Source organism: Aeribacillus sp. FSL K6-8394 (assembly GCF_038008865.1).
GTDB classification, from domain to species: domain Bacteria; phylum Bacillota; class Bacilli; order Bacillales; family Aeribacillaceae; genus Aeribacillus; species Aeribacillus composti.
The window spans coordinates 613,239-629,308 of the sequence record NZ_JBBPAA010000002.1; the positions used below are offsets into that span (position 1 = coordinate 613,239).

The following is a 16,070-nucleotide window of genomic DNA, read 5'->3' on the forward strand; positions in this document are numbered from 1 at the left end:
GGTATTTTTTCATGACGATTACTGAAAAAACAATACAAAGCCAGAAAAATATTGGTTGGCACGGAAAAACACTCAAGCAAATGCGCAAAGAAATTGATGAAATCAGCCGAGAGACAGGACATTACGCAGGTTTAAAAACATTGCCATTAAAAGAGTCATATCCAATCCGCTATGAAAAGATCTTTTCAAAATTGCGGGGAGGAGTTGTGCATGCAAGGGAAACGGCCAAAAGAGTGGCGGCCTCCCCGATTGTTGAGCAAGAAGGGGAATTATGCTTTACTTTATACACTCCTGAAGGAGATTCGATTGTAACTTCTACTGGAATTATCATTCACGTCGGGACGATGGGCGCAGCGATTAAATACATGATTAAAAACGATTATGAAGAGAATCCGGGAATTGAAGACGGAGATATTTTCTGTAACAATGATTGCCAGATCGGAAATGTGCACCCATGTGACGTTCATACAATTGTTCCAATCTTTTACGAGGGCGAGCTGATAGGCTGGGTTGGCGGAGTTACCCACGTAATTGATGTTGGGGCGACTGCACCAGGAAGTATGACCGTTGGACCAGTTAGCCGTTACGATGACGGTTATCAAGTGGCCTGCCGTAAAATCGGTAAAAACGATACGCTCTTAAAAGATTGGCTTATTGAAAGCCAGCGTTCTGTTCGAACAACAAAGTACTGGCTTCTTGATGAACGGACTCGCGTTGCCGGCTGCCATATGATCAGAGACCTTGTCCTTGATATTGTAAAGGAGGAAGGTGTCGACACTTATAAACAATTTATTCGCGAGGTAATTGAGGATGGACGGCGCGGTTTTGTCAATCAAGTAAAAACGTTGCTGATTCCGGGTAAATACCGCCAAGTTTCATTTGTGGACGTACCATATAAAAACCTAGATGTTCCTCCTTACGCTCGTGTAAACACGATTATGCATGCCCCAACAGAACTGACTGTTCACAAAGATGGCAAGTTCCAAATCGACTTTGAAGGCGTTAACAGATGGGGATGGCACAGCTACAATGCTACACCTGTTTCGATTACGAGCGGAATATGGGTCATGATGTCGCAAACGCTCATCCCGAACGATCGGGTTAATGATGGCGCTTATTATGCGAGCCAGTTCGACTTGCCTTACGGTTCATGGCTAAATCCGGACGATATTCGGACCGCTCACAGCTATGCATGGCACTTCCTTGTATCTGCATGGAGTCCATTATGGCGTGCACTTAGCCGCAACTACTTTGCACGCGGGTATTTAGAAGAAGTTAACGCCGGAAATGCCAACACTTCTAACTGGCTGCAAGGAGGAGGATATAACCAATTTAACGAAAATCATGCCGTTAACAGCTTCGAATCAGCAGCCGAAGGGGTCGGAGCAAGTGCGGTAAGAGACGGTATTAACCATGCGGCAGCCATCTGGAATCCTGAAGGTGATATGGGAGATATGGAAATTTGGGAGCTCGCAGAACCGCTTCTTTATTTGGGACGAAGCATAAAACCAAATACAGCAGGGTATGGAAAATACCGGGGAGGCAGCGGCTACGAGACTTTGCGGATGGTATATGGTGCAAAAGACTGGACGATGTTCTTTATGGGAAATGGCTATATGTCAAGTGACTGCGGTTTAATGGGAGGCTATCCAGCAGCATCAGGATACCGTTTTGAAGCACATGGAACGAATTTGAAAGAACGGATCGAAAAAAGACTGCCTATTCCTACAGGGGGAGACAGTGATCCGGATAATCCAGAATACGATACTTTAATGGAAGCAAAGGAAATTATCCGTGATAAGCAATCCATTACAACAGAAACAATTTTTGAAAATTACGATCTGTATTTAAATTACCTTCGTGGGGGCCCTGGTTTTGGAGATCCGCTTGAGCGCAAGCCGAAAATGATTGAGGATGATTTAAATGAAGGACTGCTGCTGCCGCGTTATGCAGAAAGCGTTTACGGAGCAGTTGTCAGTAAAAGTGAAAAAGGCAAGTATATCGTTGATGAAAAAGCGACAGAAAAACGCCGCAAAAAAATAAGAAAAGAGCGTCTAAAGCGCGGGGTTCCTGTAAAAGAATGGATGGAGCAGGAGAGACAAAAAATTCTAAACAAAGAAGCGGCTGTACAGGTTCGTCATATGTATGCCGGCAGCTTTGCCTTAAGTGAAAAATTTGCGAATGAGTTTAAACAGTTCTGGAATCTGCCGACAGAATGGCATTTATCAGAAGATGAGTTAGGTGTACCAACCTTCGGAGCAAAAATAAATCATCAGAAAAAATCGGGGTGAGAACATGACACAATATGATCGTAAGACGATTGAAGAGCTGATCGACGGAACAATTGATTTTTACAAATTAAAAGAAATGCTTTCAAATTTTAAGGATGCTGACCGATTTGATATATATATCAGCATTTTGCAGGAAAGAGTTCCATGGGATGATCCAATTCTATTGCCGGCTGGACTTCACCTTTATATCGTTTTGAAGCCAGATGGCAAACGAGTCGTAAAGTGTGATTGCGGACATGAATTTTGTGAGGCAAGTGACAACTGGAAACTTCATGCGCTTATACACGTTCGTGATACAGAGGAAAAAATGGTGGAGCTGTATCCGAAGCTGCTTGCTCCAGATCCGGAGTGGCAGGTTATACGTGAATACTATTGCCCAAATTGTGCAAGTCAACTGGAGGTAGAAGCTGTAACACCTTGGTATCCAATCTTAAAAGATTTTGAACCAGATATTGATGCATTTTACAATGAATGGCTGAAGCGTCCGATACCTCAAGTGAAATAAACCATCAACCAGGAGTTCGTTTCTGACTAAAGGCTGACACAATCGAACAGCAAGTGGATAACCTAGTGTTTTCATCACAAAGGTTATCCACTTTTATTTAAAGCAGTTTTAAAAAAACTATAGAAAGTTGACACATTATTTCATTTTTAGAGAGAATACCATAAAGAAACAGAATTTTTCACGACAAGCAGTTCAAAACTTATTGCTTAAAATCAATCTGTCGCATGCACCCTTGAGCAAATGCGTTAAACATTTGACATCGTTTTGATAAAGCGTGGTGAACGCATGAATTTGATTCAAAAGATTAAAAATGCGAATCTAGACACTTGATATCTTCGAGTAAATACGTTAATAATTGTGGTAACACTTGTCACTTCCTTGCTGATCATCACTGGTGTGTAATTCCTCAAGAACTACGGGGGTGGTAAGTTTTTTGCTTTTAAAGCCCCGAATAAAGTATTTTTATAATTTATTTTCGAAAAATTTTGATAATATGTTCAAGAGGAGGGGGGAGTACATGGGCAATCCATATATATCTATTTTCTCTACGCACAACTTGCCAGATAAAAAAAGAGATTTGGAAACTTTATGGGAAATGTTTGTGGAAAGATCGTGGGAAGATAAAATATCGGGCAAAATACGAAAAAATGTTTTAGATTCTTGGAGCCGCTGTCAGGAAACTGGAGTTGACCCGATGCAATTGCAAACGAAGGCAGCTTTAACAGAATACGAATTAAATCATCTGTTAAAAGGATCTGAGCTATATCAAATTGCGAAACCGATTATTGATAATTTATTTTATAAGTTGAAAGGTACTCGGTATCTTATCACGCTGACAGATGAAAACGGTTGCATAATTTATTTGAAAGGTGAACCGTATGTTTTGCGGGAAGCGGAAAAAATGAATTTCACAGTTGGCATGGACTGGAGCGAAAATGCAGCAGGTACAAATGCGATTGGAACGTGTATCGTCACCCAAAATCCCATTCAAATTTTTTCTGCAGAACACTTTTGTCAAGGATGTCATCCATGGACATGTTCTTCAGCTCCTATCATTCATCCCTTCACAAAAGAGGTCATCGGTGTCATCGATTTTACAGGATTTTGGGAAGATGCTCAGCCTCATACACTTGGTTTAGCTGTATCCACTGCACAAGTGATTGAAAAACAGCTTGCATACGTCTATATGAAAGTGAACAACTATTTAATAGATTATTTTTTTCAATGCGCAAATAAATGGAAAAACGATCATATTCTAGTACTGAACCATGCCTTTTATGTTGTGAAGAGCAGTGAAAAGCTAATGGAATTATTTAACCTGAAACATGCAGGAGATTTGACGGAAAATCCTGATTTTCATTCTTTAATAAATGAGATGAAAAGAATGTCCAAATTTTCTGCGAAAAACGATATTTCCAGCGATTTGATGGTTCGAGATTTCAAGGTTTTAGCAATCGAGCCGATTCATTTTAAAGGGGAAGTTGCTGGATATATGGTCGTGTTGAAGGATAACAAAAAGGTATTCCGTACCACTGCGCGATACATTCTCAAGGATGAACCATGGAACGATATTATTGGGACATCGGATGAATTGTTAACAGCACTAAACAAATGTTATAAAGCTGCTCCTTCAAATGTTCCGATTCTTCTGTTGGGAGAAAGCGGTACAGGAAAGGAAAAAATTGCAAAATCAATACATCAATCCAGTCAGAGAAGAGACAAACCTTTTTTAGCAATAAACTGTGGCGCAATTCCGAAAGAATTGATTGGAAGTGAACTGTTCGGTTACGAAAGTGGAACTTTTACCGGAGGTTCGAAAGAAGGGAAGAAAGGAAAATTTGAGGAAGCAAACGAAGGAACCTTGTTTTTAGATGAAATCGGCGAGATGCCGCTAGATCTGCAAGTCCATTTGCTTAGGGTGCTGCAAGAAAAGGAGATTATGAGGCTGGGTTCATCTCAAACGATTCCAATCAATGTGAGAATTATTGCTGCAACGAATAAGAACTTATATGCCTTGTGTAAACAAGGGCTTTTTCGCGAAGACTTATTTTTTAGACTTAACGTTGTTACGGTTAATATTCCTCCTCTTCGTGAGCGAAGGGAAGATATTCCTCTGATTGCTGATTATTTCTTAAAAAAATTTGCAAAAAAGTATGCGAGAGAATCCCTTTCCATTGCGCAAGAAACTTTAAATTACTTTTTAGAATATTCGTGGCCCGGCAACATAAGAGAAATGCAAAATGTCATTGAGTATGCCGTCATATTTAGTGATTCTCCTGTTATTAGGATAGAAGACTTACCGGCATACTTTATTGAAAACAGAATGAGCCTCTCCATCAATAACCAGCTTAAAGATTTATCTTTAATTGAAATCGAAGAGCAAAAAGTGCTTGTCAGGCTTTTAGAGGAAACAGGCTGGAATTTATCAGCTGTCGCCAAAAAAATGAATATTGCCAGGTCCACTCTTTATCGGAAGTTAAAAAAATATCAGCTAAAACAAACATAAGCCGATTTTCTCGCGTAAATCCAATCATATTCACTAAACTCTTCACATGTCATCACATCTCAAATTTTTTAAAACAAAAGAACACCTAGGCAAGGCGCTTTTTTTTACGGTGTCATAGTTAATAGAAGCTAGTGTGTTGAAAAATAAAAAGATCCTCAAGCAAAATGAGCTATCATACCTTATCCATTCCTTCCATACAATTGAAATGAACGACGATCATGGGAGGATGGATGATGCAATTTTATTACGGTCAGCAAATGCCGCTTCGCATATTGGATGAAGCGGAGTTTTGGAAGCATCAAGAGGAAGAGCATACTGTTGTGATCCGAGAGCTGGTGGCAAATTTAGAGCAAAACTATGTAGATGCTTTGTTAAATTGGGAAGAAGAATTGTCGAAGACGCATCAAAAGGTTGTGCGCTATATTGAGTCTGTCATACGCTCCCCTTACTATATTCCAGCAAAGCTTTATCAACGAGTATTGAATTTGGTGTCATTTTGCTTAAAGCAAAGTCTCGATTTTATTAAATTATGCCGGCAAATTAAAACGGAAAGCGCTGCTGTTCGAAAAAATCCGACCGCCAAAGTTGTTTTGAACCATATTATTCGTGAATCAGAATATTTTGTCGGCATAGCGCAAGTGCTGTTGTATGGCAGCAAGTAAATTTTCAAGGGAATTCCTTTTTTGAAGGAGTTTCCTTTTTGTTTTCCTGGATTTTATTATTATATCTATGATGTGTAATTTCGAGAGTATGAGGATATTTTTACATACTATGGAATACTATATAAATTGAAATAAAGGTTTTCTCCCGTTCCACGGCGAATAAATAAAAGAGAAAATAGGGGAACGGAGAGAAAATATGATGCCAAATCACAAAGACGAGATCGAAAAGTTGTCCACTGCCATGAAAGAAGCAAAAAGTAAACGAGCATATGAACGCTACCAAGCGATTTATCTTCATTTGCAGGGATATACCAAAGGAGAAATCGCAACGATTATTGGTCGATCCAAGAAAACTATTTATAACTATATTCATGCCTACGCCCAGCGCGGTCTTGATGGACTGGAGATGAAATACTCACCTGGCGCCCCACGTCGATTGACCCCTGAGCAGGAAAAAGAGCTGGCTTTGATCATTGAACATCAGCTCCCCGTAGATGTGGGATTCGAAGCAAAATATAATTGGACGCTTGCGATAATCGCTGAACTCATTCAACAAAAGTGGGGGCCAACATACACGCTTCGCGGAACAAGTGACATTCTGCATCGGTTAGGGCTAAGCTATACGAAACCGACCTATACACTAGCCAATGCCGATGAAGAGAAACAAAAAGAATTCGTCGAAATCACCTTCCCTGAAGTAAAAAAAACTGGTAGATGGGAACATCGCCCATGTCCTCTTTCAAGATGAGTCGATGATTCGTGATTACCAAGCGATTCAAAAAACATGGTTTGTCAAAGGAAAACAACGAATCATTCCGACGTTTGGAAAACATCAAGGGCTGAAGCTGATTGGCACGTTGAACTACGAAACAGGGGAAGTGTTTTGCATCGAAGAAGAACGCTATGACGCGGAAACATTTCTTCGATTTCTTCAACTTGTGTTAGAACGCTATCCCACAGGCAAAATAGTGATGATTTTAGATAACGCTCGAATTCACCATGCCAAACTCATTCAGCCATTTTTAAAAGAACACGAAGATCGGTTAGAGCTCGTCTTTTTGCCACCATACAGTCCGCAATTGAACTTGATTGAAGGGCTATGGAAATGGCTGAAATCAGACGTGATTTACAACGTGTTCTATTCGAGTGTGCAAGAAATTAGAAAGAATGTCCAAGCCTTTATTCAGCGAATCAACCAGAAACCAGAACAAACGATCGATCGTTTGTGTGTTCAGTTGTAAATCTTTAATTCAACTTATATAGTAAGAAAAAATTTTATTTATAAAAACCGCTGGAATATTGATTTTTATGCGGTTTTTACATTAACTAATTAGATATAGGAATTGTTATTGTTAGTTATAGGATTTAGTTAAAGACATCGGTTAGATTAAACCGGTGTCTTTAATTATAGAGGTTGTTATTTAGAAATGTTGAATTCTAAAATCACAGGGTAATAATTTTGGAGAGAAAAAGGGAGGAGTTCAGTATTTTAATTAATTGGTACATGATTTGAGAATAGTCCGACATTTCTTTTGAAAAGCCGTTGACATTCTTTTATAGTTTCAGTAGGTTGATAGTAGATTACAAAGGGTGGGATGTCAGTGAAGGCTTTTTTATTCAGAGTGTTCGTTTTTGCTGTTTTATGGACGTACTTTTTATTTTCAGCTTTTTTGGATCATTCAGCACATCTCACCTTATTGGTATTTTTAAGTGCTTGTACAATTGGCTGCTATTTTTTTCTGCCTGTTGTCAAAAATCCTCTTCTGTTGTACATCATCTTGGATCTCTTCATTTTGTCAGCGGGGTGGCTTCAGTCTGCTGCAGGCAATCATGCCTCTCTTTTATTAATTTTATATCTTTATGTCGAAGCAATTTTTCAGCTAAAAAAACAGCCCTTTCGTCTGTTTGCCGTCATTCATGTTTCTGTTTCGATCCTGATCGCCTTATTCCTTCCTAATCCTTTTGAATGGCTGACGGCGTTTGCTATATTTACTTTCATTTCTGTTGTTTTAAATGAATATATCTTTGAAAGGAAGGAACAAAGGGAGCTGTATGAACAACTATTGGGAGAATATAGAAGATTAAAGCGTATCAGCTATGAAAACGAGCGGTCGGCCAGATTGGAAGAACGAACGAGAATTGCCCGTGATATTCATGATTCTGTCGGGCATAAATTAACGGCATTGCTGATGCAGCTTGAGATGCTTTCGATCAAAGAGAAAAGGAAGGAATATGAAGAATTAAAATCTTTAGTTCGCGAAAGTTTAGAGGAAACGAGACATGCAGTTAGGGCGCTAAAAATGGATGAAAGTGAAGGGATTTCGTCAGTGCTTCAGCTCATTCGCAAACTGGAATCGGAAAGTCATATTATGGTGCATTTTACGACGAAGCAAGGGGTTTTATCGGCCCGTCTTACTAATCAGCAAAATGTCGTTTTGTACCGAGTCATCCAAGAGGCGCTAACGAATGCGATGCGGCATGCGCAATCAAGGGAAGTGTATATCATATTAGGAAAAAATGCGATCGGTGACTTGGAATTTACGATAAAAAACCGGATATCGGATGCCAAACCGTTTCAAAAAGGCTTCGGTTTAACGAATATGAAAGAGCGTGTGAAAGAAGCTGGAGGAAGCTTGAACATATTTCAAACAAATGATGAGTTTGTTGTTCATGGGACTTTGCCAATAAAGGAGTATGAATGATGACCATCCGTATTTTACTTGTTGAAGATCAAGCCATTGTCCGCCAGGGCTTGAAAATGATGATCGAACAGGACGAGCAATTAAAAGTAGTCGCGGAAGCTGAGCATGGGTTAAAAGCAATCAAAATAATGGAAAAGACAATTGTAGATCTGATATTAATGGATATTCGAATGCCAGTTATGAACGGAGTAGAAGCGACTAAAAAAATAAAAGAGCGGTGGCCTGATGCGAAAATTCTTATTTTAACAACGTTTAATGATGAGGAATATGCCGTACAGACGTTGAAGGATGGGGCAAGCGGTTTTTTGCTGAAGACATCTGAACCGGCAAAGCTGATTGATGCGATACATAGCTGTATGAAAGGCGGAATGTCCATTCATGAAGATGTAGCGGCAAAAATGGTACCGAAGCTGCTGGAAAAGCCAAAAAAAGAGATGGTGAACGTGCCTTTAACACCGCGTGAGCTGGCGATTGTGAAGCTTGTTGGCGAAGGAAAAACGAACAAAGAAATTGCGTCTGACCTTCATTTGTCCATCGGAACTGTCAAAAACCATATGACGCAAATTTTAAATAAACTTGGGCTGCGAGATAGAACACAGCTCGCTATTTATGCCATCAAACATGATATTTGCTAGCTGTTTGATTAGGATCGGCTATTTAGGCCGGTCTTTTTTTGTATTGAAATAATGCCGTGAAATTTTAAAGCTCTATGTTAATGAAGCGTTCATAATTGAAAAATGTTTGCTTCGACTCGGAATGTTTGCTGATTTTCAGCGTTATTCCTAGAGACTTTGTAAATGTATGACCTAAGTCATAGTTTTTCAGTGAAAAGAGTGACTGCAGATAGTATGTGAGAAAGTGCGGACGCTGTAATATACAAATAGAACGTTGAGAGGGAGGATAAAAAATGCTGGAAGCTGTTGAAATAACGAAAAGGTTTAAACAAACGCATGCTGTAAACGGTGTGAATTTATTTTTGGAAAGAGGGGAAATCATCGGGCTTTTGGGGCCAAACGGCGCCGGCAAATCGACCACCATTTCAATTATTTCTACTCTGATTCCGCCGACAAGCGGTGATGTCCGTTTGCATAACGAAAGTGTCATCAAAAGGCCGGAAAAGCTCAGAAAAATTTTAGGGGTTGTACCGCAAGAAATTGCATTATATCCCGATTTATCAGCGCGGGAAAATTTGCTGTTTTTCGGCAAAATTTATCGGCTGTCAGGTTCGCAATTAAAACAGAAGGTAGAGGAAGTTTTGGAAATGATCGGTTTAACGGATCGCCAGCATGATCTTGTCAAAAATTTTTCAGGCGGAATGAAGAGAAGATTGAACATCGGGGCTGCCTTGCTGCACGAACCTGAATTGATCATTATGGATGAACCGACAGTCGGCATTGATCCGCAATCAAGAAATTATATTTTGGAAACGGTCAAAAGGTTAAATAAGGAGAAAAAAATGACCGTATTGTACACGAGCCATTATATGGAGGAAGTCGAATTTTTATGCAATCGCATTTACATTATGGATAAAGGGAATATTTTGGCGGCCGGTACTAAAGAGGAGATAAAAAATATTTTATCGGCAGAAAACACAATCCAAATTACTGTCGAGCGCGTGAACGATTCATTTATTCAAGCGCTGCGTGATCATCCGGTTGTCAATCGCGTGACTGTGCAAGATCGGGTAATTACCGTTTTAACGCCAAAGGAAGCGAATGCTTTTTCCATATTGTTCAAAATTGCTGAGGAAACAAACACAATGTTGACATCTATCGAGATTAAAACACCTACTTTGGAAGATGTGTTTCTTCATTTAACTGGAAGAGCATTACGAAATTAAAAGGGTGATGATCATGATTGGACAATTTATTAAGAAACAATTTTTAATAATGGTCCGCAATAAGCAGGAATTGCTTCTTCTATTAGTAATGCCGTTCACTCTTATATCTATTTTAGGTTTTGCGCTCACAAGTGTAATGGACAGCAAAAAAATGGATATTCAAGCGAAAGTAGCGATTGTTGAACACGGCAATGAACAAGAGGACTTCGAAAAATTCGCCAACGACGTAAAAAACGTGCAAATGCCGGATGAGGAAAAGGAATTTCTATTAAAACAAGTGGAAAAAATGATGCCTATTTCCATTTTAAAACAAGAAATTTTAGGCTCAAAAGAGCTGGAACCGTATATACAAATGGCAGAGTTTCAGCCTTCTGAATTGGAGGAAATCCGTGAAAATGACAAATATACAGTCATTGTTGAAGTGCCGGAGCATTTTTCATACACGTTGTTAAACCATTTAATATTTGGTGAGAAAACGAAGCCGAAGCTTAGTATATATGTCAACGAAGGCAAAGAAATTACAGCTCAATTTGTTCAAGAGCTCATCACTGAATTTCAAGAGCAATATTCTTTGATTTCTAAACTGGATCAGGCTGGCTTAAACGAATCACTTGAACTGCCTGTCGCAAAAGTAAAGGGAGAAATGGAAACCGTGACAAAACGGGAGCCAATTAATTCTTTTACTTATTATACAGTCGGCATAAGCGTTATGTTTGTGTTGTATCTGGCTTCGAATATTTCGTCTCATGCTTTGCAAGAAAAACAGTCGAACGCATTCCATCGTTTGTTGCTTGCCAATGTACCGAAAAATTTATACATGGCTGCTATTTTCATAACTTCCTTGATCATTGCCTTTTTTCAGCTCTCCTTGTTATATGCTTTAGCAGCCGTTTTTTACAGTGTCAAGTGGCCGGATCTCGTCTCGTTTATCATTGTTACGCTTGCTCTTTGTGTGGCAGTCGGAGGAATAGGAACCTTTTTAACATCATTGAGCTATCGAATAAATTCAGATAATGTTTCCATTTTCTTCTCAAGCGGAGTCGTTTCTATTTTGGCTTTTCTTGGCGGCAGCTATTTCCCGGTTTCGCAAATGTCGGAATTTATGCACAAATTGGGGGATATGACGCCAAATGGAGCCGGCATGACAGCTTATTTAAAAATTTTGCAAGGCTATGATCTGTCGCAATTTATTTGGACTGTCATATATTTATGTCTTTTCGGTTTTGTTATGTTCGTATTGAGCTTGCTAGTTTTCCCAAAAAGGGGTGAAATGGCGTGATCGGAGTTTTGACAGCAAAGCTGCGTCTTTTTATCCGGAAGCCTTGGCTATTTTTAATGTTGTCGATCCTTTCTGTCGTTTTTGCTATGCTCATCAGTTCCGTAAACAAACAGACTATAGTTGTTCCAGTATACAGCGCACTGCCTGAAAGTGAAGTGAAGGAAATCATTCGCTCTCTTGAGCAGTATAATCTATTTTCGTTTAAAAGGATGAAAAAAGAGGAAGTTGAAAAGCTGGTTGGCGAAGGCAAGGCGGAAGCAGGTGTGGAGCTTAAAAAGGACGATTTCCGCATAATCGTTGCTTCCAATACCCCCAATAGCTATTTGGTTCAGCAAACGGTTCAAAAAGTTTACGCAAAAGCATTACAATCCAAGTCGATCATCGATCAGGTGAAGGAAAAACAAGGAGAATCAAGCGCAAAGCAAGTGGCAAAATCGCTTGCGGAAGCGAAAAACGATCCGGTGTTTACCATAGAGACAAAACATTTCCGTGCGGATGAAACTGTTATCATCAACAGCAAAATGCAATCGATTTTCGGCAGTGTCTTATTTTTTGTCATTTATACGATTGCGTACAACGTTTTCAATATATTAATGGAGAAGCGAAACGGCATTTGGGATCGAATGATTTTGTCGCCGGTCAAAAAATGGGAGATGTATGCCGGAAATTTAATTTACAGTTTTGCAACCGGCTATATTCAGGTGGCGCTTATTTTTGCAGTCTTTCACTTTGTGTTTGATGTAGATTTCAGCGATAAATTTTGGTTTGTGCTCGTATTGCTCATCCCTTATGTACTGGCAATTGTCGCAATATCAATTTTTATAGTAGGAATTGTCAATAATGAGCAGCAGTTTCATGCGGTGCTTCCGCTTGTTTCTGTCAGCATGGCGATGCTCGGAGGAGCTTATTGGCCGCTGGAAATTGTTTCTTCGGATGCACTTCTCTTGCTTTCAAAATTTGTCCCCGTTACGTATGGAATGGACCTGTTAAAAGGGGCGGTAGTTTACGGCTACTCATTCAGCGATTTGCTCTATCCGATGAGCATCCTATTCTTGATGGCTGTTGTGTTCATGGGGTTAGGGATCAACATTATGGAGCGGAAACGGGCTTAAGCGGTCAGCTTCCATTTGTAAATTATATGCGGCTCCCGCCTTAATCGTTGGCGGGAGCAAAATTTTGCATTTGTCGGCTGACAAGCTTTTGATACAACGGATGGGACTGCAATAGCTCATTATGTGTTCCCTGACCGGTAATTTTACCATTTTCGAGGACGATGATTAAATCTGCATTAATAATAGTTGAAAGTCGATGGGCGATGACAAATGTTGTACGATTTTTCATAAGATGAAGGAGAGCGTTTTGCACTTTTTGCTCGGAGTTGCTGTCTAAATTGGATGTAGCTTCATCCAGCAGAAGAATTTTTGGATTTCTCAACAGTGCCCTCGCGATGGCAATGCGCTGACGCTGCCCACCGGATAGTTTGATTCCTCGTTCACCGACTTCTGTGTCATAGCCGTCTTGCATTTCTTCGATAAATTCATCTGCATTGGCCAATTGCGCTGCTTTTCTCACTTCTTCTTCGCTGACTGTACGATTTAGCCCGTAGCAAATATTTTCACGAATCGTGCCAGACATAATCGGGCTTTCTTGAGAAACGTAACCGATCTGTTGGCGCCACTCAAAAAGCGGAAATTCGCGAATGTCGGTATTCCCTAATTTTATTGCCCCGTTTGTTGGCTGATAGAACCGTTCAATAAGGGAAAAAATAGTTGTTTTACCAGCACCGCTTGGTCCGACGATCGCGACGGTTTGGCCGGGCTTCACTTCAAAATGAACGTTTTGCAAAATCGTTTTTCCTTTTTCATAAGCAAACGAAATGTTTTGAAACACGATTGGTTTATGAACATCAATTCTTGTATTTCCATTATTATGTTCTGTTTCTGTATTCAAAAGCTGCTGAATTCGTTCTGTCGCACCCATTGCCTTTTGGAAAGCTGTAAAGAATCCTGCCATTTGGCTAAAAGGTACAATAATTTGCACCATATATATTATGATGGCAACGAGCGAACCTGCGGATAATTCCCCTCTGGCAACACGAATTCCTCCATAGCCGATAATGACGACTAACACCGCCATAATAATCGTTGTCATTAAAGGTGAAATAATCGCTTGGATTTTTGCTTCCTTCAAGCCGAATCGGAACAACTGCTGAATTTTTTGATTTCCGTTTTGTTTTTCGACAGGTTCGGCAATGTTTGATTTTACCAACCGGATATCGCTCAGCACGCGGCCTAGATTGCCGCTGAAAGTGGCCATTTCGTCTTGGGTTTGCATGGAAATTTTATAGATTTTCTGTCCAAGAGGAAGAACCAATACGATAGCAAGCGGTACAAAAATAAACAGAATGAGCGTCATTTTCCAATCAATGATAATTAAAATAGCGACAGCCCCTAAGACCGTAACAATTCCTGAAACGAAATTAGCTAAATGCTCGGTCACAAGCGACTTTACTGTATAAGTGTCCTGTGTTATGCGGCTCATCAATTCTCCAGATTCATGGCGGTCAAAATAAGGTATCGGCAAATACAGCACATGGTTCCAAAGCTTTGAACGGATTTTTGCCACAATATATTCGCCAATATAAGACATAAGATAATAGGAGAAGCCCGATGTAGCTGACTGAAGAATAAAAACTGCAATCAATAAAAAGATTAAATGAGTTTCAATACTTGAAGTTGAGAAACGATCAATCAAATCCCGTGTAAAGATCGGAACGACTAATCCTGTAGCTGCTTCCAAAAGACTTAATACGATTGCCGCAACAAAAATCCAGAAGGGAGGGTTAGCCATTTTTATCAGCTTTTTAAAATTTTGCCAGGAAGTTTGATTTTTTTCAAAATTCTCCACAACGAATCTCTCCTTTACGTTCGGGCCATTTTGAATCAGGGTTGCTGGATAGCTTCTCTCCTTCTTAGTTTTATCTTAAAACCTGACGTAACGTTAGAATCAATATATTTTTTGAAAAAATTGATTTAAATTTTGAAATTGTATGGAAAGGAAGAATTGCGGCAGTCTAATTGGAACAGATTTGACGTCTCAGTCCTTTTCATATCGTTAAAACGGTTACATGAAGCCCGCCTCTAAGCAAGTGGGAGGGGGTAGTTCATCGAAATATTTTAAAGAAAGAATTAATGAATCACTAAGTGCAAGAGAGAAGAGTTTGGCTTTGTGTTGCGCCGGCTAGTATCCAGCAAGCCCGGCCAAACAACGAAAAGCGAGCGCGAATCTTGACCTTTGATTATTTTTTCAATTTGAAAGGGATTTGCTTCTTAGTTGTCAAAATATATTTTTGTATCAATCATAGATGGGGAAGGAGAATTCATCATGAAAACTGCTGATTTATGCGATCAATATTTAGAAAAGCTTCAAGTTTGTAAATTGCCGCTTATCAGTTATGGGGGAAAAAAGGAATTTTCAGGTCCAATTGCAACGGTTGAAGTGTTTGAAGATAATGTGCTAGTTCGTCAGGCTCTAGAAACGATCCCAAAAGGTTCAGTTCTTGTTGTGGATGGAAAAGGTTCACGAAACTGCGCGCTTTTAGGAGATCGTTTAGCTCAGATTGCATGTGAACGTGAATTATCTGGCGTGATTATAAATGGATGTATACGCGACTCCGCTGAAATTGCGACGATGCCGATTGGGGTAAAGGCACTCGGCACCTGTCCGGTTAAAAGTAAAAAAGAAGGGAAAGGAAGCCGTGATGTCGCACTTGAATTTGGTGAAGTGCGCTGGATCCCAAATGCGTATGTGTACGCTGACAGCGATGGCATTGTCGTTTCTGAAGTGTCGCTGAATATAGAATAATTTAATTGATTGCATACTGTCCTTACGTGGGACAGCATAGTGATCGATACTTGAAAAGCTGTCAAACGATACAGAGGACGAAACGTAATGTCGAAAGGAAAAATGAGAATTTTTTGCGAATAACACGCGTTCAGACGCACCGTCAGCCTATATAAGTAACAATGAAGATCTAGACAAAAAGTCGACATTCGTATAAAAGTGTCGGCTTTTTCCTTTTCACCAATTACGTTACTTTTATATTTGACGATTTATTTCAAGCTGACTAAAAGCTATATGTGGGAAAGAAGCCATTTTTTTATAAAGCCATGAGTTATTTTGCTACTCGCTAATGATTGAAAATAATCTTTGGAATTCACTGTTTTTTATAGAAAACTCACTGTCCACGCCATCCAAAATGAAACATGTCATACCGAAGCTTCAA

12 protein-coding genes are annotated in these 16,070 nt (G+C 39.7%); 11 read left to right on the forward strand and 1 reads right to left on the reverse strand.

Annotated features, from left to right (window positions below; genetic code table 11):
- Positions 1-11 precede the first annotated feature (11 nt).
- The 10 genes from NSR00_RS15340 (at position 12) to NSR00_RS15385 (ending at position 12,897) form a co-directional block, all read left to right on the forward strand.
- Entirely contained in the window at positions 12-2,291 is a 2,280-nt protein-coding gene (locus NSR00_RS15340) for a hydantoinase B/oxoprolinase family protein (protein WP_340789676.1), read from the forward strand.
- A gap of 4 nt (positions 2,292-2,295) precedes the next feature.
- Positions 2,296-2,796, forward strand: a complete 501-nt coding sequence (locus tag NSR00_RS15345) for an acetone carboxylase subunit gamma (protein ID WP_340789678.1) — start codon at positions 2,296-2,298, stop codon at positions 2,794-2,796.
- A gap of 517 nt (positions 2,797-3,313) precedes the next feature.
- Positions 3,314-5,302 (forward strand): sigma-54-dependent Fis family transcriptional regulator, encoded by a 1,989-nt coding sequence (locus tag NSR00_RS15350; protein WP_340789679.1) that lies wholly within the window; start codon positions 3,314-3,316, stop codon positions 5,300-5,302.
- Between the two features lie 233 nt (positions 5,303-5,535).
- A complete protein-coding gene (locus NSR00_RS15355; RefSeq protein WP_063389235.1) occupies positions 5,536-5,964 on the forward strand; it encodes a DUF2935 domain-containing protein in 429 nt (142 codons plus the stop codon).
- 196 nt (positions 5,965-6,160) lie between these two features.
- A protein-coding gene (locus NSR00_RS15360; RefSeq protein WP_015374552.1) for an IS630-like element ISBs2 family transposase occupies positions 6,161-7,205 on the forward strand; the annotation gives its coding sequence in 2 pieces (ribosomal slippage) (positions 6,161-6,664 and positions 6,666-7,205; 1,044 coding nt in all).
- 360 nt (positions 7,206-7,565) lie between these two features.
- Entirely contained in the window at positions 7,566-8,666 is a 1,101-nt protein-coding gene (locus tag NSR00_RS15365; RefSeq protein ID WP_340789681.1) for a sensor histidine kinase, read from the forward strand.
- Positions 8,666-9,301 (forward strand): response regulator transcription factor, encoded by a 636-nt coding sequence (locus NSR00_RS15370; RefSeq protein WP_340789683.1) that lies wholly within the window; start codon positions 8,666-8,668, stop codon positions 9,299-9,301. Before NSR00_RS15365 ends, NSR00_RS15370 begins: the two co-directional genes overlap by 1 nt.
- 272 nt (positions 9,302-9,573) lie before the next feature.
- The gene (locus tag NSR00_RS15375) at positions 9,574-10,506 is read left to right on the forward strand and encodes an ABC transporter ATP-binding protein (RefSeq protein ID WP_327848465.1); all 933 of its coding nucleotides are present in this window, start codon (positions 9,574-9,576) and stop codon (positions 10,504-10,506) included.
- 13 nt (positions 10,507-10,519) lie between these two features.
- Positions 10,520-11,785 carry an ABC transporter permease gene (locus NSR00_RS15380; RefSeq protein ID WP_340789685.1) on the forward strand — a complete coding sequence of 422 codons (1,266 nt, stop codon included), beginning with the start codon at positions 10,520-10,522 and terminating at the stop codon, positions 11,783-11,785.
- Positions 11,782-12,897, forward strand: a complete 1,116-nt coding sequence (locus NSR00_RS15385; protein WP_340789687.1) for an ABC transporter permease — start codon at positions 11,782-11,784, stop codon at positions 12,895-12,897. The genes NSR00_RS15380 and NSR00_RS15385 overlap by 4 nt, the downstream gene beginning before the upstream one ends.
- A gap of 40 nt (positions 12,898-12,937) precedes the next feature.
- On the opposite strand, the gene NSR00_RS15390 is transcribed toward NSR00_RS15385, so the two are convergent.
- The gene (locus NSR00_RS15390) at positions 12,938-14,635 is read right to left on the reverse strand and encodes an ABC transporter ATP-binding protein (RefSeq protein ID WP_340789883.1); all 1,698 of its coding nucleotides are present in this window, start codon (positions 14,633-14,635) and stop codon (positions 12,938-12,940) included.
- 534 nt (positions 14,636-15,169) lie between these two features.
- On the opposite strand from NSR00_RS15390, the gene rraA reads away from it, so the two are divergent.
- A complete protein-coding gene (gene rraA / locus NSR00_RS15395; protein ID WP_340789689.1) occupies positions 15,170-15,649 on the forward strand; it encodes a ribonuclease E activity regulator RraA in 480 nt (159 codons plus the stop codon).
- Positions 15,650-16,070 lie beyond the last annotated feature (421 nt).